This is a genomic window from Micromonospora sp. DT4, from assembly GCF_049841675.1.
Classification (GTDB): domain Bacteria; phylum Actinomycetota; class Actinomycetes; order Mycobacteriales; family Micromonosporaceae; genus Micromonospora.
This window is the reverse complement of record NZ_JBNCKT010000086.1, coordinates 1-24,762: the sequence shown is the minus strand read 5'-3', so window position 1 is coordinate 24,762 and position 24,762 is coordinate 1. Positions and strand designations below refer to the sequence as shown.

Annotated in this window: 24 protein-coding genes and 1 pseudogene; 23 read left to right on the top strand and 2 right to left on the bottom strand. The window is 67.4% G+C overall.

Translation table 11 applies throughout. The features are described 5' to 3' along the window. Window positions 1-219 precede the first annotated feature (219 nt). The 7 genes and pseudogenes from ACLQ24_RS21580 (at window position 220) to ACLQ24_RS21550 (ending at window position 10,069) form a co-directional block, all read left to right on the top strand. Window positions 220-2,217, top strand: a complete 1,998-nt coding sequence (locus tag ACLQ24_RS21580; protein WP_425893517.1) for an N-6 DNA methylase — start codon at window positions 220-222, stop codon at window positions 2,215-2,217. Further along, window positions 2,214-3,671 (top strand): hypothetical protein, encoded by a 1,458-nt coding sequence (locus ACLQ24_RS21575; RefSeq protein ID WP_425893516.1) that lies wholly within the window; start codon window positions 2,214-2,216, stop codon window positions 3,669-3,671. The genes ACLQ24_RS21580 and ACLQ24_RS21575 overlap by 4 nt, the downstream gene beginning before the upstream one ends. A gap of 987 nt (window positions 3,672-4,658) precedes the next feature. Further along, window positions 4,659-6,217, top strand: a pseudogene (locus ACLQ24_RS21570) (replication initiator). Then, the gene (locus tag ACLQ24_RS21565; protein WP_204927039.1) at window positions 6,214-6,411 is read left to right on the top strand and encodes an excisionase family DNA-binding protein; all 198 of its coding nucleotides are present in this window, start codon (window positions 6,214-6,216) and stop codon (window positions 6,409-6,411) included. The pseudogene ACLQ24_RS21570 and the gene ACLQ24_RS21565 overlap by 4 nt, the downstream one beginning before the upstream one ends. Beyond that, a complete protein-coding gene (locus ACLQ24_RS21560; protein WP_425893515.1) occupies window positions 6,411-7,628 on the top strand; it encodes a tyrosine-type recombinase/integrase in 1,218 nt (405 codons plus the stop codon). The genes ACLQ24_RS21565 and ACLQ24_RS21560 overlap by 1 nt, the downstream gene beginning before the upstream one ends. Before the next feature lie 604 nt (window positions 7,629-8,232). After that, window positions 8,233-8,892, top strand: a complete 660-nt coding sequence (locus ACLQ24_RS21555) for a hypothetical protein (protein ID WP_425893514.1) — start codon at window positions 8,233-8,235, stop codon at window positions 8,890-8,892. A 40-nt stretch (window positions 8,893-8,932) separates the two neighbouring features. Next, window positions 8,933-10,069, top strand: coding sequence for a helix-turn-helix domain-containing protein (locus tag ACLQ24_RS21550; RefSeq protein WP_425893513.1), 1,137 nt, complete (start codon window positions 8,933-8,935; stop codon window positions 10,067-10,069). A 70-nt stretch (window positions 10,070-10,139) separates the two neighbouring features. Here the strand turns inward: ACLQ24_RS21550 and ACLQ24_RS21545 are convergent, their stop codons facing one another. Continuing rightward, complete coding sequence (locus tag ACLQ24_RS21545) at window positions 10,140-10,844, bottom strand: HAD family hydrolase (protein WP_425893512.1); 705 nt, start codon at window positions 10,842-10,844, stop codon at window positions 10,140-10,142. Then, entirely contained in the window at window positions 10,841-11,707 is an 867-nt protein-coding gene (locus tag ACLQ24_RS21540; protein WP_425893511.1) for a GntR family transcriptional regulator, read from the bottom strand. The genes ACLQ24_RS21545 and ACLQ24_RS21540 overlap by 4 nt, the downstream gene beginning before the upstream one ends. A 668-nt stretch (window positions 11,708-12,375) precedes the next feature. Between ACLQ24_RS21540 and ACLQ24_RS21535 the strand changes: the two genes are divergently transcribed. The 16 genes from ACLQ24_RS21535 to ACLQ24_RS21460 all read left to right on the top strand — a co-directional run bounded on the left by ACLQ24_RS21535 (window position 12,376) and on the right by ACLQ24_RS21460 (window position 24,735). After that, window positions 12,376-12,624 (top strand): DUF6284 family protein, encoded by a 249-nt coding sequence (locus ACLQ24_RS21535; protein ID WP_425893510.1) that lies wholly within the window; start codon window positions 12,376-12,378, stop codon window positions 12,622-12,624. After that, window positions 12,624-12,845: a hypothetical protein gene (locus ACLQ24_RS21530; RefSeq protein WP_425893509.1), complete on the top strand. Its 222-nt coding sequence runs from the start codon at window positions 12,624-12,626 to the stop codon at window positions 12,843-12,845. Before ACLQ24_RS21535 ends, ACLQ24_RS21530 begins: the two co-directional genes overlap by 1 nt. Continuing rightward, on the top strand, window positions 12,845-13,660 hold the full coding sequence (locus tag ACLQ24_RS21525) for a hypothetical protein (protein WP_425893508.1): 816 nt from the start codon (window positions 12,845-12,847) through the stop codon (window positions 13,658-13,660). The genes ACLQ24_RS21530 and ACLQ24_RS21525 overlap by 1 nt, the downstream gene beginning before the upstream one ends. Window positions 13,661-13,682: 22 nt before the next feature. Next, window positions 13,683-13,868, top strand: coding sequence for a hypothetical protein (locus ACLQ24_RS21520; protein WP_425893507.1), 186 nt, complete (start codon window positions 13,683-13,685; stop codon window positions 13,866-13,868). A gap of 94 nt (window positions 13,869-13,962) precedes the next feature. Further along, window positions 13,963-14,115 carry a hypothetical protein gene (locus tag ACLQ24_RS21515; RefSeq protein WP_425893506.1) on the top strand — a complete coding sequence of 51 codons (153 nt, stop codon included), beginning with the start codon at window positions 13,963-13,965 and terminating at the stop codon, window positions 14,113-14,115. Window positions 14,116-14,194: 79 nt separating this feature from the next. Next, window positions 14,195-14,368: a hypothetical protein gene (locus ACLQ24_RS21510; protein ID WP_425893505.1), complete on the top strand. Its 174-nt coding sequence runs from the start codon at window positions 14,195-14,197 to the stop codon at window positions 14,366-14,368. A 91-nt stretch (window positions 14,369-14,459) separates the two neighbouring features. Beyond that, window positions 14,460-16,739: an FtsK/SpoIIIE domain-containing protein gene (locus ACLQ24_RS21505; protein WP_425893504.1), complete on the top strand. Its 2,280-nt coding sequence runs from the start codon at window positions 14,460-14,462 to the stop codon at window positions 16,737-16,739. 201 nt (window positions 16,740-16,940) lie between these two features. Continuing rightward, window positions 16,941-17,381, top strand: a complete 441-nt coding sequence (locus tag ACLQ24_RS21500; protein ID WP_425893502.1) for a hypothetical protein — start codon at window positions 16,941-16,943, stop codon at window positions 17,379-17,381. Window positions 17,382-17,385: 4 nt separating this feature from the next. Then, the gene (locus ACLQ24_RS21495) at window positions 17,386-17,685 is read left to right on the top strand and encodes a hypothetical protein (protein WP_425893501.1); all 300 of its coding nucleotides are present in this window, start codon (window positions 17,386-17,388) and stop codon (window positions 17,683-17,685) included. Beyond that, on the top strand, window positions 17,682-17,981 hold the full coding sequence (locus ACLQ24_RS21490) for a DUF4326 domain-containing protein (RefSeq protein ID WP_425893500.1): 300 nt from the start codon (window positions 17,682-17,684) through the stop codon (window positions 17,979-17,981). The genes ACLQ24_RS21495 and ACLQ24_RS21490 overlap by 4 nt, the downstream gene beginning before the upstream one ends. Next, window positions 17,978-18,790: a phosphoadenosine phosphosulfate reductase gene (locus ACLQ24_RS21485; RefSeq protein ID WP_425893499.1), complete on the top strand. Its 813-nt coding sequence runs from the start codon at window positions 17,978-17,980 to the stop codon at window positions 18,788-18,790. The genes ACLQ24_RS21490 and ACLQ24_RS21485 overlap by 4 nt, the downstream gene beginning before the upstream one ends. Window positions 18,791-18,858: 68 nt before the next feature. After that, the gene (locus tag ACLQ24_RS21480; protein WP_425893520.1) at window positions 18,859-19,560 is read left to right on the top strand and encodes a DNA cytosine methyltransferase; all 702 of its coding nucleotides are present in this window, start codon (window positions 18,859-18,861) and stop codon (window positions 19,558-19,560) included. A gap of 99 nt (window positions 19,561-19,659) precedes the next feature. Then, window positions 19,660-20,694 (top strand): bifunctional DNA primase/polymerase, encoded by a 1,035-nt coding sequence (locus tag ACLQ24_RS21475; protein ID WP_425893498.1) that lies wholly within the window; start codon window positions 19,660-19,662, stop codon window positions 20,692-20,694. Beyond that, entirely contained in the window at window positions 20,691-22,250 is a 1,560-nt protein-coding gene (locus tag ACLQ24_RS21470) for a hypothetical protein (RefSeq protein WP_425893497.1), read from the top strand. The genes ACLQ24_RS21475 and ACLQ24_RS21470 overlap by 4 nt, the downstream gene beginning before the upstream one ends. Before the next feature lie 580 nt (window positions 22,251-22,830). Beyond that, a complete protein-coding gene (locus tag ACLQ24_RS21465) occupies window positions 22,831-23,136 on the top strand; it encodes a helix-turn-helix domain-containing protein (RefSeq protein WP_425893519.1) in 306 nt (101 codons plus the stop codon). Window positions 23,137-23,202: 66 nt separating this feature from the next. Next, complete coding sequence (locus ACLQ24_RS21460; protein WP_425893496.1) at window positions 23,203-24,735, top strand: LacI family DNA-binding transcriptional regulator; 1,533 nt, start codon at window positions 23,203-23,205, stop codon at window positions 24,733-24,735. Window positions 24,736-24,762: the final 27 nt, after the last annotated feature.

Here is a 24,762-nt window from a genome sequence, read left to right as displayed (position 1 = left end):
CATGCCCGTCAACCACATGTCCCGGCTCCGCCGGGACGCTGCCGCACACGTGGTCAAGGAACCGAGTTTCGTCTCAGAAGGATGCCAAAGCGGCTGCGGAGGGGTAACCAAGGGCGCACAACTCTGTGTTGAGCCTCCCTCACCGAGTGGCGCAGTTTTGATCAACACCCGTCGCACGTAAGATCACGGGCGCACCAACACGCCGACCGAAGGACTGGCATGCCGCGCTCCTCCCTCCTCAACACCCCACCCGTGGTGGCGGCCGGATCTATCCCCGAAGGCCGCGTAGCCGACTTCTTGAACGGGCGGTTGGTGCAGGACACTCCTGAGGAGTATGTCCGACAGAACATCGAGAAGGCTCTCGTGCGTCAGTATCGGTATAGCTCCGCCGATTGCGAGCCCGAGTTTCCGATCAAGGTTGGATCCAGCCGGAAGCGGGTGGACATCGCAATCTTTCAGCCCGGACAAGGCCACAAGCAGGAAAACATCTTCCTGGTTGTCGAGACAAAGAAGCCCGGCACTAGCCCTCGCAGCAGAACCGATGGCATCGATCAGCTGAAGTCCTACATGGCAGCATGCCTTAATGCCTCGTACGGCATGTGGACGAATGGCGATGACAGGTATTGCTTCGCCAAGCGGTCGTCGGCTAACGGGTTCGTCTTCGAAGAAATCATCGAAATTCCGGCATCAGGCCAAAGTGAGTCCGATGCACAAAGGCCGCGCCGCAAGGACCTGAAGCCCGCGACCGCAGATAACTTGCTCTTCGCGTTCAGGCGGTGTCACAACTACATCGCAGCCAACGAAGGCAAGCAAAAGGCTGAGTCTTTCTGGGAGCTCCTCAAGCTCATCTTCACGAAAATTGAAGATGAGCGCTCCCCTGTCATCAATTTTTTCGTTACCCCCTCCGAGCTTTCTAATGCCACATCGGCAGCAAGCACCAAGAAGAGAATTCAGGGGCTTTTTGACGAAAAAGTAGTCAAGAAATACCCGGCCATTTTCAGTGCCAATGACAAAGAAATTGATCTGAGGGCGAACGTCATCGCCTATGTGGTTGGCCAACTGCAAAGTTACTCTCTTCTGGCATCACCGGTTGATGTCAAGGGCGTCGCCTATGAGGAGATTGTTGGTTCGAACCTTCGAGGTGACCGAGGGGAGTTCTTCACCCCACGCAACGCGTGCCGCATGGCCGTGACGATGCTTGACCCAGATCCATCGCATCGAGTCCTCGATCCGTCGTGCGGAACCGGTGGCTTCCTGATCACTGCCATGAATCACGCTCTGGATTACCTGGAGAAGGACGAACGGGAGCAGTGGGCCGATCCATCTAACGGGACGAATCACGAACGCGAGGAGTTGTACCGGAAGCGTTCGGAATATCTGAGCCAGTGTGTCTTTGGCATTGACCTGAACCCCGGCCTCGTCAGGGCTGCCAAGATGAACATGGTAATGAACAACGATGGATCCGGCGGCCTCTGGCAAGCCAATAGCTTGCACAACCCCCATGAGTGGAACGAGGATCTGCGGACAACGGTTCCCCTCGGCTCAATCGATATCATCGTATCGAACCCTCCATTCGGCGCGAATATCGTCATCGACGATGAAGAGATACTTGGCCAGTACGACCTTGCCGCGATGTGGGATCGCCAAGAGGGCGGACGTTGGACCATCCGCCGCGCCCGCAACGGAAGTGCAATCCTTCAGAAGTCGCAGCCCCCGGAGATCTTGTTCATCGAGAGGTGTGTTCAGCTACTCAAGCCGGGCACGGGCAAGATGGCTATGGTCATTCCGAATGGCATCCTCAACAATCCGGGGCTTGAATACGTGCGGCAGTGGCTCTTGGAGAACACTCAGATTCTCGCGGTGGTGGATATGCATCGCGATCTGTTTCAGCCGAAGAATGACACGCAGACGTCGATGGTGCTCCTCCGGCGTCTGAGCGGGGATGAAGCCGCAGCGGCGCAGGAGTCAGGACTGGACTATCCGATCTTCATGGCTGTCGGCGAGAAGATCGGGCATGACAAGCGCGGAAACGTCATTTACCGCCGCACGGAGACCGGCGAAGACCTTCTTGTTTCAAGAACTGAAACCGTGCGTGATATCGACGATATCAGCGGCGACGAGATCCTAACGCAAATCATCCTCAAGGAACGTCAGATTGACGACGAGCTGCCCGAGGTGGCTGAGGCATACCTCCGGTGGCTGGAAGGACAGTCATGATTCTGGCACCGATGCATGCGCGTTTTGCGTCCGACAGGCGGCGTCTGGATGCCGCGTACTTTTGTTCGCCGGGTATCCAGGCGATGGAGGCGCTCACGCGGATCCGGGAGTCTGGAGTTAGCACCGCCCTGCTGGCGGACAAGGCGTCGGTCTTCCATCCCAACAGGTTCAAGCGCTTGCCGGCATCGCGCTCCGAAGAAAAGTTGCCCTTCCTTCGTGCGTTTGATGTCTTCGAATTCCTCCCACAGCCGGCTGGATGGATCTCGGCTCGACGAACTGAGAAGCTTGACTCCCTTCGGGTCGACGAAGGTCAAATATTGCTCACCCGAAGTGGGCGCAACCTTGGCCCCTCGGTCCTAGTGGATAGTTACCTTTCCGATTTCATTCCGTCGGACGACCTGCTTCGAATCACGTTCTCCGACCAGACCTTCGGTTATTACGCCTACGCTTTCCTTCGGTCGGCGCCGGGGCAGGATCTGCTGCGGCAGGATAAAACCGGCAGTGTCATTGACCATTTGTCTGCCGATCAGGTCGGGAGTCAACTGGTCCCGGTGTTCGATGAGATTTTCAGCCAGGTGGCGGCGGCGATCGAGCGGTCGGTTACCCTCCGCGGTACCGCACGGAGAACGCTCTCCGATGCCCTCAACGAGGCAGACCAGCTGTTTGCCGTGGACGAGGGAAGTCCTCTGCGGGATGGGTGGACTACACGCGCTTCCAGCCTGATGGGCAGGATTGACGCTGCCTATCACCAACACAGGGTGGAAGTCCTTCGCAGGTCGCTTCTGTCCGCCGGCGGCACGAGGCTGGGAGACGTCGCAGCGGTTCTGAAGCCAGGCGGGCGGTACAAGACTTACTACGTTGGGCACGAGCACGGCCGCCCACTACTCTCGGGCCGCAATCTCCTACAGGCGTGGCCTATTGGCCTAAAGAGCATTTCAACCCGCAGCATTCCTGAGGGTGCGGGCTACGAGCTGGCACCGGGATGGATCTGTTTTCAGGCAGACGGGCGCGCAGAGGAGAAGCTCGGTTTTCCCATCCTCGTAACGAGTGACCGCGCCGGCTGGCTCGCGAGCGGTCACGTCGCCAGGGTCATCCCGAATGTGGGCACGGACCCGGGGTGGTTGTGGACCGCTCTGGCCAGTAATGTCGTTCAGACGCAGATCTCGGCGATAGCTTGCGGCTCCGTGGTTGACGCTTTGTACGAGGATGATGTTCGGCGCATCGTTCTGCCGCCGCCGACAGCTCTGACCGACGGGGGCGAGGTGACGGGGGCATGGGAGGCGTTTGCCACTGCCAGCCAGCTTGAGGCGAACGCGATTGAGCTCGTTGAGAAGGCGTTCTCGCAGCGTGCCGGGCTTTTAGAGCCTCACGGCGGCTCGCCATCCCGTCTGCCGTCGACCCGCACTCCTGTGGAGCAGGCCGCAGCCCGGCCCGCCACGTCAAGACGGCCTTGACGCACGGTCGAACGCTGGCGGGTCGGGCGGTGGTCTGCTCGGCTCGCCCGGGTCGACGGCAGGCGGGATGGCCTACAGCAACCACCCACGGCCCGGCACCCGCCGACGGACCCCCGGCCATCCTGGAGCCGGAGCGCCCCCGCCGGAGGCGCAGTAACCGCAACCCCACCACCCACCCGGCAGCCGCCGGGTGGGTGGTGCGCTCCCCTACGCCGGCGCGGTGCTCGCCGCGCGGCCCGGCCGGCTGCCGGCCCCACCATCCCACCGGAAACGGCCTGTCGTCATGCGGCGGCCCACCGGGCTACCCGCCTTCGCGCCAGCCGCCGGGCGTGTTGCGTGACCTGAGCCGGAGCGCCAGCGGAGCGATGGGCACGCGCCCTGGCGGCGGCGCGTGCGGCCCGTTCAGGGCCGCCTTGATAGATGTACAGAAAGTCCTCCCACACCGGCCGGCAGCCGGCCGGATCGCCTCCGGTCCGGGGTCACGGGCGGGTTGACGTGTCGGTGCTCGGTGCTACCGTGGTCCTCGTCGAGCACGTCAGCGCGGCCTCCCTGCCGGATCGCTGAACTCGACTTCGGAGTTGCCGAGCGGCCTTCCTGCCGCTGATGCGGGTTACGCCCCGCCGGCTCTCGACGCACCGGCCGCTGCGCCGGCCCGGAGTCCGCTGAGCGGCCCAGCACGGCCTTCCCGCCGTCCACGATGGCCCTCGGATTCGCGTACCTCGACGGGTGGGGATCGCCTGTGGCAACCCACCGGAAGCCGACGACCAGGCACCCCACCCGTCCCGGCATCACCCAAGGTCCAACGACCGGAAGAACCCAGCTCAACGGCGGTCCGAGGCCGATGGCCTATCCCCGCCCTCCGGCGTGAGCCGCCCTCTCCGGCGGTGCCAGGAGACACCACGAACACCACCGACGGATACCGCTCCGGCGTCCCGTGGCAGTTCGTCGCCCGTCCCTGCCACCCCTTGAGGAGAACCCGTGTTCACCCTGCCCACCCTCGCCGCCGGCCGTGACGCCCAAGCTTTGCACCGCGCTGCCGCCCCGGACTTCTTCGGCTGGCTGGAGCACACCCGCGCCGCCGCCGGCTGCACCCGCCCGATCCGCCTGACCGGCACCCTCACCGCCGTCGAGTCGGCCACCGGCCGGGTGCTTGGGGAGCGGCACACCGACGAACTGCCCGACCGGACGCTGTACAAAGCGTGCGGGAATCGACGTGCTGCCCAGTGCCCGGACTGCGCCTGGGTCTACGCCGGTGACGCCTTCCAGGTGGTCCGCTGCGGCCTGACCGGCGGCAAGACCATCCCCACCACAGTCAGCGCGCATCCGGTCGTCTTTGCGACCTTCACCGCACCGTCGTTCGGCCCCGTGCACCACCGGCACATCCCCCGGCACACCTGCGTCGACCGGCGGCGCTGCGACTGCCGACCTGCCCCCTGCCACGCCCGACGTCCCGCCGGCACCTGCCCACACGGGCAGCCCGCGGCCTGCTTCGCCCGCCACGACGCCGACGAACCGCAGCTCGGTCGGCCGTTGTGCTTGGACTGCTACGACCACGACCACCAGGTCGTCTGGAACGCCTTCTCCGGGGAGCTGTGGCGGCGCACCAAGCAGGCCATCGAACGCCATCTCACCGCCCTGTGCCGGCGACGCGGCATCGGTCACGTCCAGGTCGTCACCGGCTCCGGCAAGGTCCGCCGGGTGCCGCCGGTGCGGGTGTCCCACGGGAAGGTCGCCGAGATGCAGCGCCGGGGCGCGGTGCACTTCCACGTCCTGCTCCGCCTCGACGGCGTCGACCCGCACGACCGGCACGCCCTGGTCTCGCCGCCGGCCGGCATCACCGCCGACGACGTCGACGCCGCCGTGCATGCCGCCGCCCGGAAGATCATGGTCACCACCCCCTCGCACCCCGACCGGCCGCAGGGCTGGCTGGTCGCCTGGGGTGAGCAGGTCGACGTGCGCCGCATCGGCAGCAGCGACGGGGACGTGACCGACGGGAAGGTGGCCGCCTACCTGGCCAAGTACGCCACCAAGTCCACCGAGGTCACTGGCCACTGCTCCACCCGGCTCACCCCGGACACGGTCGACGCCTACAGCGACCCGGAAGGTGACCACCTGGCCCGGCTCATCGACGCCTGCTGGCGACTCGGCCGCCCCACCCACACCTCGACCAGCCGCACCGCCCCCCTACGGGCGAGCGTCAAGGCGACCTTGACAGCAAACCGAACCGCTACGCCGGGCTGCGCCGATGGGCGCACATGCTCGGCTACGGCGGCCACTTCCTCACCAAGGCCCGCCGCTACTCGGTCACCTTCGGCCTGCTCCGCGACACCCGCGCCGCCTACCGCCGCACCGAGCACACCGACACCGCCGACAGCGACGACACCGCCGGCACGGTCACCGTCGGCAGCCTGGCCTTCGTCGGCTCCGGCTGACTGACCGACGGGGACGCCCTGCTCGCCAACACCGCCGCCGCCCAACGCCGCGAACGCCAACGCATCGGCCGGGAAGAACTCGCCCACCAGGCGTGGTCGGGGGTGGCGGCGTGACCCGACCCCTCACCCCGCGCTGGTACTCGCCCGCCGAGGTCGCCGTGCTGCTCGGCTTCGGCCTGTCCAAGGTCAAAATGAAGATCGCCACCGGCGAGCTGCGCTCCATCAAGGACGGCAAGTACCGCCGCGTCCTGCCCGAGTGGGTCGACGAGTACGTCCGCGAGCAGGTTCAGCGGCAGGAGGCCGCCTGATGCCCGCCCGCACCCGTGCCAACGGCGAAGGCTCGATCTTCCCGTACCGCAACGGCTTCGCCGCGTACGTCTGGGTCACCAAGCCCGACGGGAAGCGGACCCGCAAGTACGTCTACGGCCAGACCCGGGAGGCCGTCCACGACAAGTGGATCAAGTTGCACCGGCAGGCCAAGGCCGGGCCGGTCGCCACCCGGGTGCCGACCCTCGGCGACTACCTGACCTACTGGCATCGGGAGGTCGTGCGCCCCAACCTCGCGCCGCTGACCTGCGCCACCTACGAGACGATCCTCCGGCTGTACGTGATCCCCGGCCTCGGTGGGAAGCGGCTCGACCGGCTCCAGGTGCGCGACGTGCAGACCTGGATCAACGAGGTGGCCCGCGCCTGCCAGTGCTGCGTCCAGGGCAAGGACGCCCGCCGCCCGGAACTCAGGCGGCGCTGCTGTGCGCTCGGCCGTTGCTGCGGTGACGTGCCGTCCGCCCGCACCGTCAAGGACGTCCGGGGTGTGCTGCGCTCGGCGCTCAACCACGCCGCCACCGAGGAACTGGTCACCCGCAACGCCGCCGCCCTGGTCAAGCTCCCACCGGTCCGCCGCCGCCGGGGCCGGGCGTGGACCAGCGACGAGGCCCGTCGGTTCCTGGAGTCCGCGCGGGCCGACCGCGATCCGTTGTACGCCGCGTACGTGCTGATCCTGGTGCTCGGCCTGCGCAAGGGTGAGGTGCTCGGCCTCACCGGGGACGCCGTGGACCTGGCGGCGGGGGAGCTGTCGATCGGCTGGCAGTTGCAGCGGGTCGGCGGCCAACTGCTGCACCGGGAGACCAAGACGCAGACCTCGGACGCCACCCTCCCGCTGCCGGACATCTGCGCGGCGGCACTCGACCTCCGCCAGCAGGCGAGGAAGGCCGACCGCGACGAGGCGGGCATCGCCTGGCAGGGCTCGCCGCTGCTGTTCACCACCCGCTACGGAACGCCCGTGGAGCCGCGCAACTTCAACCGTTCCTGGGACGCCCGCTGCGCCCGTGCCGGAGTTCGGAAGATCACTGTGCACGATGCCCGGCGTACCTGCGCGACCCTGCTCGTCGACCTGGACGTGCACCCGCGCGTCATCATGCAGGTGCTCCGGCACGCCGAGGTGTCGGTGACGATGGAGATCTATTCGCAGGCGTCCTCGGACGCCACCCGCGACGCGCTCAAGTGCCTGGGCGAGAGCCTGCGTTGACCGCTGCTGTACTTCACTGCTGTACAGAAGCACCAGAGGGCACATCAATGGATCGGATGTGCCCTCTGACCTCTGTCGGGGTGGCCGGATTCGAACCGACGACCTCTTCGTCCCGAATTACGTCCGGTCACCTGACGGACCTAGGGCTCCCGCCATACGTGCAGGTCACGCCGTTGGTATGCGTTGGTCTAGACGCGACGGTGACGGCGACTTTTCCTAGATCATCTCCCGGCTCTCTCCCCACTGGGCGGTCTCGCTGGCCGAGGCGAGGTGCACGCTTTCGAGGTCTGCGACCCGTCGTCCAGCCGCGGCCGGCACAGTCCGCTACCAGCTATTGAGTGCTTCCATGCCCCTCGACGGACACCGGCGAACAGGAGCGAATGAGACCGCAACTGAGACCACCTGGGGAGCTGCGGACTCACCGGACGAGCTCTTGCGCCGCATCGAGCTAGAACATACGTTCTATCCATGGGTCGCACCCGAGGGCCGCCAGCAACGCCGAGCGCGTGTCGCGTTTCCGCCCCCGTGGCGGGTTCCGCTATCCTCTGCTTCTAGATTTGGCCCCACGATCGAGGAGGCTGATCTATAAGACCTGGGAGGGTGCATGGCGTTGGTGAACCCCGCCGGAGACGGCGGCTACGAGGAGAGGTTGAAGAAGATCAGCCTCCCAGCTCCGCCCTTGCTGGAATCGCTGGGCGCGAGCAACCTCGCGCGACGGTCCTGCCACCCGGACGGAGCGCCTACGGCTCCGGGCTACTTCGCCTACAACGGCTTGGTGGCGAGCCTTACCGGAGGGCTCCGGGACTACGGATGGCGGCGGATCAACCTGAACGGCGTTCTCCCCCTCCTGATCCACGACGACCTGGAGCAGATTCTCGGCGTCTCTAGTGGCGATCCGATGACCGGCACGACGGGGCACCACCGGAAGCCGCGGAGCCGGTACCCCAAGGGGGAGCTGACTCGCCGTCTCCTGAGGAGCAACCAGCCCCCCGGCCAGGGAACACTCTTCGAGCCTCCGCCGGCCGAAGAGCCACCGGCGGAGTTCGACGGCTTCTCCTACTGGCTGTTCTTGGTCTACTTCGACAAGACCAACCTGGAGATCCGGGCTGAAGTATCCTTGCCAGAAAGTCAGAACGCCAAGGGTTACGTTTCGCATTGGTTCGATCGCATTCCGCTGCCGCCTTACGCGGTGGACGACCTTCCGGGTGACGACGACCCCAACGGTGGTTTCGGGCCGATCGACGTGCCCGTCGACCCTCGTTGATCATATGTCGCCCCTTGCACCAAGGGGGCAGAAAGAAAGCATGTTTACGCCTTCACGATTGACGTTAGCTCGCAAGAGAAGAGGGTTAACTGCGGTTGGGTTGGCCCGCCAAGCGGGGGTAACCGCCCAAAGCATCTCCAACTACGAGCGAGGTCGACAGCAGCCCTCGCCGGAGACGCTTGAGAGAATTGCCGAAGAACTTGGTTTCCCAGTCACATTTTTCGACCAGGGTGACATCGATGAAATTGATGTCGCCCTGGTCAGCTTTAGGGCTCGGTCGAAAATCACGGCGACCGCGCGGGATGCGGTTCTGAGTGCCGCGCGCTTGGCGCTAGAGCTGAATAGCATAATGGAAAGTCACTTCCGGCTACCATCGCCCGACATTCCAACCCTGGAGCGGCAAACACCAGAGCAGGCCGCCGAGCATGTTCGTGCACGTTGGGGAATTGGCGAAATCCATGCTGCTCCCAACATGGTGCATCTGCTTGAGGCGCATGGAGTTCGCGTCTTCTCGCTACCGCCAGAATATAGCGACGTTGACGCGTTCTCGATGTGGCGAAGGGGCATTCCATTCGTATTCTTGAACACTATGAAGACCGGCGAGCGGGGTCGCTTCGACGCGGCGCATGAGCTCGGCCACCTTGTGCTTCATGGTGCTAGTGACGATGCTGACTGGTCACGGGACTGCGAGCGCGAAGCGAACCTCTTTGCTTCAGCATTCTTAATGCCTCAGGCGAGCATGCGGAGCAGGATGCGAAGCAATCCGACCACCGACCAAATCATACGCGCCAAGAAATACTGGAGCGTCGCAGCGGCAGCGCTCGCCTACAGGCTGGGTGACCTAGGCATTCTTTCCGAGTGGTCGTTTCGGCGGGTAATCATCGAACTTGGTCGAATGGGCTATCGGAAGGGCGAACCTGCGGGCATACCGCGAGAAACCTCGCAGCTTTTGGAGAAAGTGTTTCGGGGCCTAAGAGGGAAAGGAATTTCTCCACACTCCCTCGCGCGGGACCTGCACACGACGCCAGCCGAGCTGACGAAGTATGTATTCGGCCTAGTGATGACAGCAGTTGAGGATCCAGCGCCACCGGCCAGCGCCCTTCTTCCAGTGACGACCGAGCAAGACAGACAGCCAAAATTGCGCCTTGTTTCGTCGAATGGTCGAATGGCCAACTAAACTGCGGGGTTGAGTCGCTGTTGCGACTCAACCCCGCATTGAAGCCGTTACAGACCCCTGCCCACTTCCCTTACCGCCCTGCGTTGGGTAGTCCGTCTAGCAGGACGTGGGCCAGCGTATTCATGCTCACTATCACTGCATCTGCTCCGGCGGCCCAAAAAGCCTCGCCCTTGTGTGGTCGGTTCGCGAAACCGATCACCGGCACTCCGGCTGCCCGCGCTGCTTCGATGTCCGAGAGCGAGTCTCCGATAAGCACACAGCGGCTGGCGGGCTGGCCGATGGCGCTTATGGCTTGCAGGATTGGTTCCGGGCTAGGTTTCATACGGTCTGGATCGGCGTAGGCTCGGCCGATTATCGGCGACACGTACTCGGCGAGCCGGTGGGCTGCCAGGTAGGCCGTCACCGAACCGGCCGAGTTGTTGCTAACAACCGCCACACTCATTCCAGCCTGCCGAGCAGCCCCGATGACTTCTCGTCCGTACGGCGTAGGTTCAGCAGTCTCGACGGCCCGGCGTTCGGCCGCGCAGAGCGCATCCTCTACTGCCCGAGTGACGTAGTCGTCTCCAGCCGCACCCGCGCGGCGTAGCACCTCAAGCGGGTCCGGCTCGCTGGCGAGGTCCGGCGGCACGTCGACACCGTGCCGCCGCAACACGTCGACCAGCTCGGCGGCAACCTGCGGTGCAGGGTAACCGGCGAAGATGCTGCACACAGGCCCGTCGAAGTCGAGCAACACCGCACCGACCCCGCCGAGCAGTCGGCCAAGGTCGGCGCTCATCCGTCGTACCGGTAGGCGATGGTCGACCACACCGAGTCGAACCATTGGCGGGAAGCCTCTACGAACTGCGTGCCGTCGGACGTGTCGTCATCAGTCACGGCGTAGTGAAAAAGGGGCACGTCCTTGCCCATCAAGTCATAGATCGCCATCGGCTCACCCTTGATCGTGACGGTGCGCTCGACGGCCGGGTAGAAGCCGAAGAAGACCTCTTCCCCGTTCAGCATGTAGAGCTTGAACAGGGGCGATGCACGATGCATCCGCACCTCTACCGCGGCTGATCGGACGAGACCGAGGTCGCCCAACTCGGCCACCTGGTCAATGATTCCGTCCGCCGCCCGGCGCGTGATGCGCTCGGCCCGCTCGCGCACCGCCGGATCATCCGCCTGCGTCTCGGCGCGCGCCGGCAGCGCCATGGGCGCAGCCATGTCGGAGATCAGCACCCGCACCGCGATCGTCTCCGGTGCGAGCCGGCCGACCCGCACCTTGTCGAGCGCTTCGGCGAGCGCGTCCCGCAGCGTCTCGCCCGAGAACCCAGCGAAGTCGATGGTCACGTGAGGGCGTTCAAACGCTGCTTCGATGTGCGGTCGCAACTCCACCGCCCGCTGCGTCTGCGCGCGCACGAACGCGCCACTCCCCTGCCTGGAAATGATCAGTCGCTCGGCACGTAGCAGCTCAAGCGCCCGCTTGACGGTCTCCCTGGCCACGCCGTACCGGGCAGCGAGATCGGGTTGCGACGGCAGCTTGTCGCCCGGGGCTAGCCGCCTCGTGAGGATCGCGGCCCGCAGCTTGTTCGCGATCTGCTGGGACGCCTGTTTTGGGTCGTCGGGGTCGAGTTCGCCAAGGAAGTCAAGGTTCTCGCTCACGAGGTCAGCCTAGCTCTGGCTAGCCAAGTTGAGGAAGTTCCGGCGCGACGCTTGACTTGGCTAGCCAGGACGCCCTAGCGTCATCCGTGTTCGCACCTGGCTAGCCAGGTCGGGCCAAGCTGGCGAATCTCGCAGCCGGCGGAGGCGGCTTTGGCTGCGCCGCTCGTGAATCTGTGGACCGCCGTGGCGCATGGCTCCACTTGAGAACTTCACAGAGGTCCGGGACGCAGGGAGATCCGTCTTCCTCATTGAGTCCCGATGCAACCGCGATCTAGGGGTGGCAAGCGAGCGTCAGCCGTTGACGTGTCCGGCTGCAAGACGTGTCCGCTTTAGGGGTTTGGCCCCTTGCTTGCCCAACCGAGGATCGCCCGGCGTGCCAGCACGGCACGCCTCTGTTGATCGCCCCGGGGCGCGGCCGACCTGGCCGCGCTCCGGCTGTTCTGTCTGACCTGAATTCGAGCTGGGGAGAGGTGAGCCGTCATGTCCGTGAGCATCGCCGCCGCCGTGCGGATTACGACCAAGAGCAACGCCGTCTGGCGTGACTGCCGCGTGTGCGGCTCCCTCGCTCCGCTGGCACCTGACCAGGACTGTTGCCGTTCGTACGGTCAGTCCGCCACCGCTCGCCGCCGTCCGGTGGCGGGTAAGCGTCGTTCCGGAAGGAACTCGAAGTGAGCTACGACCTTCACCCGGACCTGGAGGGTCCGAGCCTCGCCGACTTGGCCGTGATCGAGTCGGAGTGGCCGCTGATCGCGGCCGAGCTGGACGTGCTGGACGCCGAGATCACGCTGATCTACGCCGAGGACCACGGCGGCCCGACCGTGCTGGACTGGCGCAGGTTGCGCCGGGCTGAGGCGCGGGTGACCCGTGCCGCCGCCGACCTGGCGGGCCGTATCGCTGACTCGGGCCGCGCTGCCTGATGGCGCGCCGTTACCCGGTTTCCCGCCCCGCCGATGACCCGCGTTTCACGTTCGGCCTGGCGTTGGAGGTGGCTCGGGTGCTCGCCGAGCACGGTTATCCGCCGATGGCCGAGCCGTACGACGGGTGCGGTGCTGACCTGCTGGCGCTGCAAGACGCCCTGTTCGGCGTGATCTACGCCCCCGCTGTTTCCGACACCGACTGCCCTGGAGGTCACCCCTGATGAGTTCTCGTGTTTCTGGCCGTGGTTGGGCCTACTTCGGTGCGATTCTCGGCGGCGCGGTGTCGATCGCCGCGAACGTCGCGCACTCCTACGTTCCGCCGACCCCGCCGGAGGGCGGGCCGCCGGTGTCGGCGGATTGGACGCCGCAGGCCGGCGCGGTGGTCGGCGCGATCTTCTGGCCGGTGGCGCTGTTCGTCGCCGTGGAGATCCTGGCTCGGGTCGCCTGGCCGCAGGGTCGCCGCTGGTCGGCGCTGCGCTTCGGCGGTCTGGTGCCGGTGGCCACGGTCGCCGCGATCGTGTCGTACAAGCACCTGTCCGGGTTGCTCGCCTTCTACGGCGAGGACAGCCTGACCGCCACCATCGGCCCCCTCGCGGTCGACGGGTTGATGGTCATGGCGACCGGCGCGCTCCTGGCCACCGGCATCCGCGCCCACGCCGCCCCGGCCGCCGAGACGGCCCCCGCACCGGTGGCCGAGGTGGTGCCCGTGGCGGTGGCCGAGGTGATCAAACCGGCAAGCCCGGCCGTGCCGGAAACCACCCCCGCACCGGTGATCGAAGCGGCAAGCACCCCCGACCCGACCCCGGCCCCCGGGCCGGAGTTGGACGACCGCGCTCGCCGCGCCGCCGCCCGCAAGGCGTACCGGGACAGCGGCACCGCCGGCACGCCGCTGTCGGGTGCCGCCCTGGGCCGGCAGTTCGGCATGTCCGATCGGTGGGGCCGCGACCGGGTGAACGAGGTCCGCGCCGCCGCCGCCAAGACCGCCGCCCGCCGCACCACCTCCGCCGCGTCGGCCGAGCTGCCGGCCGCCGCCTGACCGGAAGGAAAAACGCCCCGTCATGGCATGGGAGGACCGCACCCCCGCCGAGAAAGCCGAGGCACGGCGCGCCGCCCGCGCGCGGGCCAAGACCGACGACAACCACACCTACGAGGTGGTGACCGGCAAGGGCACGCGACTGACCGCGAAGGGCATCAACTCGGCCCGCGTGCTTGCCGGCAAGGACGGCACCTACCGCCGCACGTAGCCCCGCCCGGCGGCACAGCCCCCTGGCCTGGAAACCACGCTGTGCCGCCGGCCCTACCCCTCAACCCGCATCAGGTCTTGGGAGGACCACCAGTATGTCTGATCGACAGTTACGCGAGCACCACGACCGGATCGTCGCCCGCAACCGGGCCGCCCGTGAGGCGCAGATGGCCGAGGCACAGCGCCACGCCGACGAGCGCAACCGCGACCGCGCCGCCCGCCAGGCCGCGCAGTCCCGCCCGCGCTGACCGCTTCCGCCGCCACCGGCTTCCGGCCGGTGGCGGTGGTGGCCGCCAGAGCGTCTGGACGGCCGGAAGGGAGCCACCAGTGTTCGCGTCGATCCGTCGTCGGCCGCCGGCCGCGTCCGCCGCCGTGCACGTTCTCAACCCGCGTAAGCCCGGCATGACCGGCCTGTGTGGGGTCGATCTGACCGGTGAGCCGGAACTTCCGTACGACACCACCGTGGTGACGTGCCCGGTCTGCGCCACGCGTAACCGCTGACCCACGCCCGGCGGCACGGCCCCTGGCCTGGCAAACCGTGCCGTGCCGCCGGCCCCCTACCGATCTTTCGACCGTTGGAGGAACCCCCATCATGACGTCCCCCCACGAAGACGACCGTTTCGATTGGCAGGCCGCGGAGTCCGACCTTGGTGAGGTGCTCGACCTCGACGCGGCGCGGCAACGCCGCGACAACCCGCCCGGCGGCCCGCCGCCTGCTGTGCAGGATCTACCGGTGCCCGCCCCCGCACCTGTCGGGGCCGGCGACGCGGGAGAAGTTTTCGAAGGTGACATCGTGGCCGCGCAGGTCACCGACGCGCCGCCGCCGGAGTTGAGGCAGTGGGCGTGGGCGGTGGGTTGGCGGCACAAGGCCCGCCGCCTGTGGGCCTACAAGTGGCGCTACCTGTGGAACACGATCGTCGTGCTCGGCGCGTGGAGTGTCCGCGCGTCCGGCTGGTGGTTCCGAGGTATCGCCCGCTCCGTCACGGACTTCTTCGGGTTCGTTGATGACCGTCAGGGCCTCGCGGTGGCCGATCAGACCGCCGGGAGCGTGGACGGCAAAGCCGACGTGGACGCGTGGTTGAAGGCCCGCGCGGAGCGGCACCGGGAGGTCAAGGACCGCCGCCGAGTGGTTCGCTCCCGCACGATCATGCCCCTAGCCGGTGTGGTCGCGTTGGTCGTGGTGCTGCTGTGGCTGGGCCGGGGTGACCTGATCCGGGGCAACGCCGGGCGGGCCGCGTTGATCGTGTGGGTGGGGTTGGGGTGCTGGCTGGTCTGGTACGGCCGCGCCCGCACGCAGCCGTTTTTCCCGCAGTTCCGAGAGCCCTCACCGTACCCGCCGGTCACCAACGACACCGTGACCGGCGCTTTGCTGGCCACCGGGATCACGCAGTTCCGGGACGTGGTGAAGGCCGGACACTCCCCGGTGGATGTGATCTTCCGGGACGACAGCGCGGGCGGGAAGATCGCCGAGACGCATCCGATTCCGGGTGTGACCACGCAAATGGTGATGGCCAAGTCCATTGTCATCGCCGGTGGGTTGAAGCGGCCCCCGGCGATGGTGCACCTGTCGCAGGCCCCCACGGGGGTTCCGGGGCATGTGGAGATCCTGGTGTTGGACATCGACCCCGGCACGTCCAAGCCGAAGCGGTTCGCCTACCTCGGCAAGCCGGTCACCGTCGGCGCGCCGTGCACGATCGGCTATGACCCGCGTAACCGGCCGGTGCGGTGGCCGCTGCCCGGGGCGAACGGCATCACCACCGGCACTCCCGGCTCCGGGAAGACCGCCTACCTGATCGGGCTGGGCTGCCTGGCCGCCGCTGATGTCGACGGCGCGCAGTTGGCGGTGTTCGACTTCAAGGGCATGGGCGACTACGCCGAGTTGGAGCCGGTGTGCTTCGCCTACGGCGCGGACGCCGACCCCACCGAAACCGCCCGCATGCTGGTCGGGTTCCTCACCGCGTTGAAGCGGGAGATCATCCGCCGCCGCCAGGTCCTCACGGACCTGAAGAAGGTGGGCTCTGACCTGCTGGACAACAACGCCGCCGCCCTCACGGACCGGCTGGCCCGGTCGAAGAAGCACACCATGCCGTGGATCCTCGTGATCATCGATGAGGTCCACGAAGGTCTCGGCGATCCGGTGTACGGCAAGGACATCGAGAAGTTGCTCATGGACCTGATGAAGATCGACCGGGCGTGCGGCATTCACGTCGAGATCGCCTCTCAGCGCACCGACACCGACTCGATCCCGTCCGGGATCAGCTCGTTGCCGATCGTGCGGGTGGCGTTTCACCAGAACGGCCACCAGGGCAACGACATGATCCTTGGCACCGGGGCCTACAAGCGGGGTGTTGACGCGACCGCGTTCCGCCGGGGCGCGGCCGGAAGCGCGGCCGATGACCGGGGATCGTGCTGGTTTATCGGCTCCGAGGGCGGTGAGCCGGTGCGGGTGCGCACCACGTTCGTTCTCCCGGATGTCAAGCGGATCGTCACGGCGGCCCTGGCCGGTCGGAAGAAGGCCGGCACGTTGATCGGCGCGGCGGCCGGGATCGTGGAGCAGCCCGACACCACCCCGGCGTTCAGCGCGCTCGATGACGTGCGGGCGGTGTTCCTCGGCGACGAGATCGCCCTGCACGGTGATGTGATCTTCCACCGGGTGGAGACCCGCCACCCCGGCCGGTGGAAGTCCCAAGCCGCGCTGACAGCCGCACTGAAGGCCGAAGCGCCCGGGTGGAAGTCCCCCACCGTCGACGTCGGACAGCTCCGCCCGGCCGACGCCCCCGTCGACGCGGGAATCGAGAAGACGCGTAAGGGCATCCGCCTCAGCCACCTTGAGGCCGCCATCACCGAGCGTGACAACAACAAGGGTCAGTAGCACCCCCGCCAGCCGGGCCGAAACCAGCCCGACCGGCACCCTGACGATCAAGAACGGGCCGCGAGGCCTCGCGGCATCACCCGCGAGGCCTCGCGGGTCCGCTAGGCCCCACCCTCGCCCCCTAACCGCAACCCCACCAGCCGACTCGCACCCTCGCGGCCGGTAGGTGCCACACACCCAAAAACAGCCCTGGAGGCCCTGATGAAGACCCCCACCCGCAACCCGCTATGGGCAATGTTCGTCCTGCTCACCGCTCTGCTCTGGCTCACCGCCCGCACCACCCCCGGCCTCACGTTGATCACTGTCGGTAGCCTCGCGGGCTACCTCGGACACCCGTGGTGGGGCCTCGCGGCCATCGCCGTGGGCGCGCTGATCTACGCCGAGCAGTGCTCCCGCACCCCCTACACGCCGTGCCTGCGATGCAAGGGAAGCGGGCACCACCGCACGCGCCGCGCCCGCCCGTGCCGCCCCTGCCGGGGCAAAGGCGTGCGCATGCGGTGGGGACGCGCCGTCATGAACGCCTACCGCCGCGCCACCTACACCACCCCCACCGCGCCCGCCGCCCGCCCGGCACGCCCGTTCACCCCGAACACCTACGCCGACGTGCTCCGAGAGTCCGCCGACGACACCGACCGGCGCTAACCCCATGGGCGTCTACCGCGATCCCACTCGACACACCGACTGGTGCGGACGCGACCACCGCTGCAACCTCGGCGAACACCGCTCCGACGAGATCGTGGTCGACGTCGCCGGCCGCTCCCGCGCCGTCCTCGTCAGAGTGCGCACCACCACCGGCCGCGAACACGCCGAGGTCCGCGTCCGCGTCGCGCTCGCCCCGTCCGAACTGGCCGCCCGCCGGCAACTGGTCGGGCTACTCGGCGACCTGCGCCACGCCGTCACTCGCGCCGCCATCGCGGCCCGCCCCTGTCCGAGGAGAACCACGTGAGCACCCTGCCCCGTCGTATCCAGCGTCGCCGCACCGCCGGATGGCGCATGCCCACCAACACCGTCTACGTCGGCCGACCGACCCGCTGGGGTAACCCGTTCGGCATCGACCACACCAGCGCGAGCAGAGCCGGAGCCGTGCGCCTGTTCCGGCTGTGGCTCGCCGCCCGGCCCGACCTGATCGCCGCCGCCCGCCGCGACCTCGCCGGCCGTGACCTCGCCTGCTGGTGCCCCCTGGACAAGCCTTGCCACGCCGACGTGCTCCTAGCCGTCGCCAACGAGGGGGCCACCGAATGACTCTCCGCGTGATCTCCTACGGCGGCGGAGTGCAATCGACCGCGCTGCTCGTTCTCGCCGCGCAGCGGCGGATCGACTTCCCCGTCTTCCTGTTCGCCAACGTCGGCGACGACTCCGAAGACCCCGCCACCCTGGCCTACCTGGAGCGGTACGCGAAGCCGTACGCGGCGCTGCACGGCATCCAGCTCCACGAACTGCACCGGATACGGCGTGACGGCACACGGGAGACGCTGTACGGCCGCCTGACCCGCGAGGGGTCGCGGTCGCTGCCGATCCCGGTACGGATGTCCAACGGTGCCCCCGGCACGAGATCGTGCACGGCCGACTTCAAAATCAAGGTCATCGGCCGATGGCTCAAAGCCCACGGCGCGAACGCCGAGCAACCGGCCACCGTCGGGGTGGGCATCAGCCTGGACGAGATCGAACGCGTCAACAACCGCCGATCCGAACCCTACGAACGCACCGTCTACCCGCTGCTCGACCACACGCCGCCGCTACGCCGACACGACTGCGCCCGCATCATCGCCGCCGCCGGCCTTCCGGTCCCGCCCAAGTCCGCGTGCTGGTTCTGCCCGTTCCGGCGGCCCTCGACGTGGGCGGAGACGCGCCGCGACCGCCCGGAGCTGTTCGCGCGGGCGTGCGCGCTGGAAAACCTGCTCAACGCGCGGCGCGGCGAGCTGGGCAAGGATCCCGTCTACCTCACCCGCTTCAACCGGCCGCTCGCCGCCGCGGTCGCCGTCGCGCAAGACATGCTGCCCGGCTTCGACACCGACGACGCGCTGTGTGACAACGGGGCGTGCTTCACGTGAGCGGCCTGAACGTGTTGTCACTGTTCACCGGCATCGGCGGGCTCGACCTGGGCTTGGAGCGCGCGGGAATGCGCGTGGTGGGTCAGGTCGAGATCGACCCGTTCTGCCGGTCCGTGTTGGCTCGACACTGGCCGGAGGTGCCCTGCCATGACGACGTTCGCACCGCCCCCACCTGGTGGACACAGCGGCCCCGTCCCGCTGTTCACGTGGTCGCCGGAGGATTCCCCTGCCAACCGTTCTCCACAGCCGGCCGCCGCCGTGGGGTCGCTGACGACCGGTGGGGATGGCCGTGGTTCCTCGACGTGGTTCGCGCGGTACGACCCCGATACGTGCTCGTGGAGAACGTCGCAGCTCTCCTTCGAGACGCTGACGCCTTCGGCTGGCTGCTCGGTGACCTGGCCGCGTCAGGGTTCGATGCGCAATGGTCGGTGCTATCCGCGTGCGCCGTGGGTGCACCACACGTGCGGGAACGCCTGTTCGTGGTGGCCCACCCCCACGGCGAGCATGGGCCGCTCCGGCTGGCCGATCCGCGCGAACCCCGAAGGCGGCACCGGACGGCGCATGCGCGCCTCGGTGACCGAGCGGGTGCGTGGATTCATCCAGTCGACGGGCTCATGGAGGCCGAGCGGCGAAGCCGTCGAATGGCTGATGGGCTTCCCGACCGGCTGGAGCCTGCCCGCGTCCGAGCCCTCGGCAACGCCGTCGTCCCCCACGTCGCGGAGGTCGTCGGCCGCCTGATCGTCACCCACCACCGGCAACACGCCGGCTGACCTCAAGACCAGATAGGCGCGCTTCGCGCGCTCACTTCTCCGGTGGCCAGCGCCCGCGCGGCGCTGGCCACCGCTCGCCTGTGCCTGGAAGGACTTCCCATGCCTGATGTGTCGTCGTTGCTGGCCGCCGCGCTCGCTTGCGCGGCGCGTGGCTGGCACGTGTTCCCGCTGCGTCCCGACCACCCGCACGCCGCCGAGGATGAGGCGAAGCGGCCCGCGTTCCCGAACCGGTGCACCGCCGAGCGGTGCGACCGCACCGACCCGCGCTGCCGTGCCGCGGGGCGTCATGTCGGGTGGGAGAAACGCGCCACCACCGACCCCGCCCGTATCCGCCGGGCGTGGTCGGCCCGCCCCTACGGCATCGGCATCGCGTGCGGGCCGTCCGCCCTCGTGGTGGTCGACCTCGACGTGCCCAAACACGCCGACGACACCCCACCAGCCGAGTGGGCGGGAGCGTGTGACGGCCTCGACGTGTTCGCCACCCTCGCCGCCCGCCACGGCACCCCGATCGATGCGTTCGACGGGTTCGGCCCCGACGCCCCGCCACGCGGCGGGATCGACGCCACGTACACCGTGGCCACGGCCAGCGGCGGCAGCCACCTCTACTACCAGCACCCCGAGGACGGGCCGGAGCTGCGCAACACCACCGGCCACCAGGGCGGCCTGGGGTGGAAGGTCGACACCCGCGCGCACGGCGGATACGTCGTGGCCGCCGGCTGCACCGTCAACACCCGCCCCTACGAGACGCTGCTGGACTGCGAGCCCGCGCCGCTGCCCGCATGGCTGACCGCGCTGCTCGCCCCGGCACCACGACCGGTCTACCAGCCGCGGGCGGTAGCGCTGCCACCGGACCGACGCGGCCGGTACGTGGCCGCGGCAATCCGCCGCCAAGTCGAGCACCTCACCGCCGCCGGTGAAGGCGAGCGCAACCACCTGCTGTTCGCCAGCGCCGTAGCCCTCGGGCAACTCGCCGCCGGAGGCGCGCTCACCGACGCCGACGTGTACGCCGTTCTGGAGCCCGCGGCGCTGTCGATCGGGCTGCCAGCGCGGGAGGTCGCGCACACCATCGCCAACGGGCTACGCGTCGGCGCACGCAGCCCCCGACACCTGAACAGCGTGGGGAGGGCCGCATGACCGAGCGGTTGCAGGTCGGATCCGGTCCCGAGACGATCCGGGCGCTCAAGGCCGCGTTGGTGGGTGGACTGCTGCCCGACACGTACGTGTCCGGCGGGTCCCTGGTGCACATGGAAGCCGTCTCCGGTGGCCTGCCCACCGCCGCCGATGAGGACTCCCCACTACCGGTGGCCGCCAGCACGATGAACCCCGCCGGGCTGGCCCTGTTGCTGGCCGAACACGCCTACGTCTACAAACTGCGCGCCCGCAAAGGCGACGGAGGCGACCCCGAAATGTACGAAGAGGAAGTCACCCCACAGCGAGAGATCCTGTCCGCCGTGCTGGCCGGCAAAACCTGGCCCGGAGTGCCCGCGCTACGCGGAATCATCGGCGCTCCCGTGCTGCGCCGCGACGGCACCCTGTTGCAAACCCCCGGCTACGACCCGGCGACCGGCTTCTACCTCGCCGCGAAGGTTGCGCTGCCGCCCGTGCCGGACGAGCCCACCGCGGAGCAGGTGGCCGAGGCCCGACGATTCCTGCTCGGCCGGTTCCTGCGCGACTTCCCCTGGGCCGGCATCGCGGACCGGGCCAATTACGTGGCGCTGCTGGCCACACCGATCCTGCGGCACTTCACCCGCTGCCTGACACCGTTCGCGCTCATCGACGCCACCATGCCCTCATCCGGGAAAACGATCCTCACCGCCGGCCCGGGCATGCTCTACGGACAGCGCGTCATGCCGTGGTCGTACTCCGACGACGAACTACGCAAGTCCATCACGGCCGTGCTGGCAGAACAGGTCGGCGTCGTCATCTGGGACAACCTCGCCGAGGGCACCGTCATCGACTCCGCGGTGCTCGCGCAGCTCATCACCAACGGCGTGTGGTCCGACCGGCAGCTCGGCGTATCCCGCAATATCGCCACCGTCAACGACCGGCTATGGATGGCCACCGGCAACAACCTCCAAGTCGGCGGAGACATGGCCTCCCGCACCGTGCGCGTGCGCCTCGACCCGAACATGCCCCGCCCAGAGCTACGCGACCAATCTGGATTCGGCATTCCACACCTCGACCAATGGATCACCGTCCCGACAAACCAGCTCACAGTGCTGTGGCACCTACTCGTGCTGGTGCTCGACTGGACCCGCCAGGGAGCACCCCGCGTAGCCGGACTATCGATGCGGCAGTTCACGCCGTGGGCGCAAGCACTCGGCGGATTCCTCGCCCACCACGGCATCGACGGCTTCCTCACCAACGCCGCCGACATCCGAGACATCGACGAAGACGAAACGCGCTGGCGCGCGTTCCTCACCACCTGGCACGACCGCCACGGCGGTCGAGCACTCACCGCCGCCGAGCTGCGCAAAGACGGCGAGCCCATGCACTTGGGCAGCGACGAGCACGACCCGTGGGACGGACAGTTCATCACCACCACCGCCGGCCGACTGCCCAACCCGCTGCAACTCGGCCGGCTACTCACCGGACAAGCCGGACGGTGGCGCGGCGAACACGTCGTTCGCGCCGGTCGCCACGAACGCGGCAACCGCGCCGTGTTCTGGGTCGAGCGCCACGAGGGGTAAAACCCGCTGAACCCATCTCGGCATCTCGGCAACTCGGCACAACCAGCCCTTGAACAGGGAAAACACACTGCCGAGATCCTGCCGATCGGAAAACTTCGATCTCGGCAACTCGGCAGCCCTTCTGCCGAGATCACCACCGTTTGCCGAGATCTTGAAAACCCGCCTTCAAGATCTCGGCAAGCGTTTGCGCAGGTCAACGGCACCTTTGCCGAGATGCCGAGATGCCGAGATGGGTTCAGCCCTCCCACACCACGCGCCGGCTACCCGCCGCCGACCCCTCCACCCCGGCCCGCTGAGAGCGTCTGCGCCAGCCCCGCGCATCGCCTACACCAGCAGGTCCGAGATCTTGCCTCTACGGCGCTCTCAGCGACCCGCCAAACGCACCGCTGCCGCAAGCCCTCCCGAACCCACCGCGCGAACCCTGCCCATGGACGGAAAAGCCGCCAGCGCGCGAATCAGGCCGCACGGCACCCCCGCTCAATCGAATTGACCTCGACGCCCCACTTCGCGACCACGAGGAGGCTCGCCCGTGAAGCCGGACACCCCTAAGCTTTACCGAGACAAGCCAGGTTCCCCCGGCATGCTTTACCGCCCCGCCGAAGTCGCCAAAATCCTTCGCTGTTCGGAGTGGTGGGTAAAGGAGCAGGCCCGGAAGGATCGAATTCCTTATAGCTGGATCGGGGGAAGCTACCGGTTCACTGACGGGCATATTGCCGAGATCGTTCGGCTGTTCGAACGCCGACCCGCTGTCGATCCGCCATTGGACTACGCAGCTTCCACCCCACGCCGCAGCCGATCAGGCGGCACTGATTCGGCGGTCCAACTCAAGGCGCGACCGCCCCGCCGGGCGCGCCGTGTGGCCGGACAAGCACCCCTTGCTGCCTAGAAATTCTGTTTCCGGTGCCGCTCGGCCTTATGTCGGGCGGCACCGTCCTGTGAGAAGGAGACTGGTTTGGGATACGCCGAGAATCGCGGAGATTACTGGCGCGGCCGGTACAAAACAAAGTCCGGCAAGTACGGCACCGTCAGTGACGCGACCGGCGGAACTGTCCGCTTCCGCACCAAGCGTGAGGCTGAACGCGCTGCCAACGACGAGGAGGCCAAGGTGCGCGCCGGCAGCCTTCGCGACCCTGCGGCGAGCCGGATTACCTTCGCGCAGTACGTCAGCGCGTGGTATGCCGCGCAGGACCTGGCCGCGTCGACGTTGCAGAACTACAGGCGGCACATCGAGGAACATCTGCTGCCCGCGTTCGAGCACGCGGCGATTGCTGGCATGACAGCCACGGAAGTAGCTGCCTGGGAAAAGAAAGAAAGGGCGCTCGGCTATGCCGAGTCGAGCATCAAGACGTGGCGCGCCACCCTTCACCTCATTCTTGCTGACGCTGTAGAAGAGGGACTACGCGACTCCAATCCCGCCACCCGACGCCGTGGGCGAGGTAAACGCGCTGGACGCTCACGCAATCGCGGCCCGGAGAAGGCCGTTACGGACCCGCTTGGCATCTTGCTACTTGCCGAGCGTGCCGCGCTCTTGTCCGGTCGCGACGACGAATTCACGGCCGTTGTGCTCAAGGGCTACACGGGAATTCGGTGGGGCGAACTGGTCGGGCTGGAGACGCAGTACGTGCGCTCGACCGGCCTGAGAGTGGAGTGGCAGCTATATGAACTTGACACCGGCGAACTTCACCGCTGCCCGCCCAAGGATGATTCTCACCGTACGATCGATCTGCCGCCGTGGTTATTCGGGCTGGTGTCCGACCACATCGCGAGCACGGAACCTAAGCCGTGCTCTTGCCACGGACTGAAATACGTCTTTGGCGGCTATCGGGCCGCCAATGGGGCGGCACAACGACCAGGGCCGAAGCTTGTCGACGTTGCCCGCCGCGCGGGCGTGTCGACCGGTACCGCCTCTGCGGCCATGAATCATTCAGAGGTCGTGCGGGAGGCGACGCGCGTCAAGGTTCTGGCTGCGGCCGAAGACCTCGGATACGTCCGTGGCGCTGGATCGTCGGGGGAGTTGGCAGCTCATTGGCGGCGCAACAGCTTTGCTACGTGGCTTTTCCATCCGTCGGCCACTGGTTGGTATCCGAAGAAGGCCCCTCAGGAGGCGCGACCGGTGCCGCTGATGGCTGACCCATGGCCAGGCGTGCCCGCACGTGGCCGGAACGCTGCCGCACGTGCTGATTCGTGTTGGCTGCCGATCGCGCCCGGTCTGACGCCGCATGGACTTCGGCATACCCACAAGACGGTCATGGTCGGCGCGGGCGTTCCTTCGAAGCTGATGGATGATCGGATGGGGCATGAGGATGGCTCGGTGCAGGCTCGCTATTCGCACGTCACGCAGGACATGCGGCAGCGGCTCGTGGTCGCGCTTACTGACCTGTGGGAAGCGTCGCTTGCGGCACGCCGGGAGATGTCGCCCGGCTCGCCCGTGGGCGCGCTAGTACGGCAGCCGTACTTCGTGATCATGGCTGGAGTTCGAGGGTGAGGCGGCGGGCGTAGTGGGCTTGTTTGG

What these genes read in the sequence shown, in the direction of transcription:
- ACLQ24_RS21580 (WP_425893517.1), top strand. Translation starts at nt 220, where the DNA reads ATGCCGCGCTCCTCCCTCCTCAACACCCCACCCGTGGTGGCGGCCGGA.
- ACLQ24_RS21575 (WP_425893516.1), top strand. Translation starts at nt 2,214, where the DNA reads ATGATTCTGGCACCGATGCATGCGCGTTTTGCGTCCGACAGGCGGCGT.
- ACLQ24_RS21560 (WP_425893515.1), top strand. Translation starts at nt 6,411, where the DNA reads ATGCCCGCCCGCACCCGTGCCAACGGCGAAGGCTCGATCTTCCCGTAC.
- ACLQ24_RS21555 (WP_425893514.1), top strand. Translation starts at nt 8,233, where the DNA reads ATGGCGTTGGTGAACCCCGCCGGAGACGGCGGCTACGAGGAGAGGTTG.
- ACLQ24_RS21550 (WP_425893513.1), top strand. Translation starts at nt 8,933, where the DNA reads ATGTTTACGCCTTCACGATTGACGTTAGCTCGCAAGAGAAGAGGGTTA.
- ACLQ24_RS21545 (WP_425893512.1), bottom strand. Translation starts at nt 10,844, where the DNA reads ATGAGCGCCGACCTTGGCCGACTGCTCGGCGGGGTCGGTGCGGTGTTG.
- ACLQ24_RS21530 (WP_425893509.1), top strand. Translation starts at nt 12,624, where the DNA reads ATGGCGCGCCGTTACCCGGTTTCCCGCCCCGCCGATGACCCGCGTTTC.
- ACLQ24_RS21525 (WP_425893508.1), top strand. Translation starts at nt 12,845, where the DNA reads ATGAGTTCTCGTGTTTCTGGCCGTGGTTGGGCCTACTTCGGTGCGATT.
- ACLQ24_RS21520 (WP_425893507.1), top strand. Translation starts at nt 13,683, where the DNA reads ATGGCATGGGAGGACCGCACCCCCGCCGAGAAAGCCGAGGCACGGCGC.
- ACLQ24_RS21515 (WP_425893506.1), top strand. Translation starts at nt 13,963, where the DNA reads ATGTCTGATCGACAGTTACGCGAGCACCACGACCGGATCGTCGCCCGC.
- ACLQ24_RS21505 (WP_425893504.1), top strand. Translation starts at nt 14,460, where the DNA reads ATGACGTCCCCCCACGAAGACGACCGTTTCGATTGGCAGGCCGCGGAG.
- ACLQ24_RS21500 (WP_425893502.1), top strand. Translation starts at nt 16,941, where the DNA reads ATGAAGACCCCCACCCGCAACCCGCTATGGGCAATGTTCGTCCTGCTC.
- ACLQ24_RS21495 (WP_425893501.1), top strand. Translation starts at nt 17,386, where the DNA reads ATGGGCGTCTACCGCGATCCCACTCGACACACCGACTGGTGCGGACGC.
- ACLQ24_RS21485 (WP_425893499.1), top strand. Translation starts at nt 17,978, where the DNA reads ATGACTCTCCGCGTGATCTCCTACGGCGGCGGAGTGCAATCGACCGCG.
- ACLQ24_RS21480 (WP_425893520.1), top strand. Translation starts at nt 18,859, where the DNA reads ATGCGCGTGGTGGGTCAGGTCGAGATCGACCCGTTCTGCCGGTCCGTG.
- ACLQ24_RS21475 (WP_425893498.1), top strand. Translation starts at nt 19,660, where the DNA reads ATGCCTGATGTGTCGTCGTTGCTGGCCGCCGCGCTCGCTTGCGCGGCG.
- ACLQ24_RS21470 (WP_425893497.1), top strand. Translation starts at nt 20,691, where the DNA reads ATGACCGAGCGGTTGCAGGTCGGATCCGGTCCCGAGACGATCCGGGCG.
- ACLQ24_RS21465 (WP_425893519.1), top strand. Translation starts at nt 22,831, where the DNA reads ATGCTTTACCGCCCCGCCGAAGTCGCCAAAATCCTTCGCTGTTCGGAG.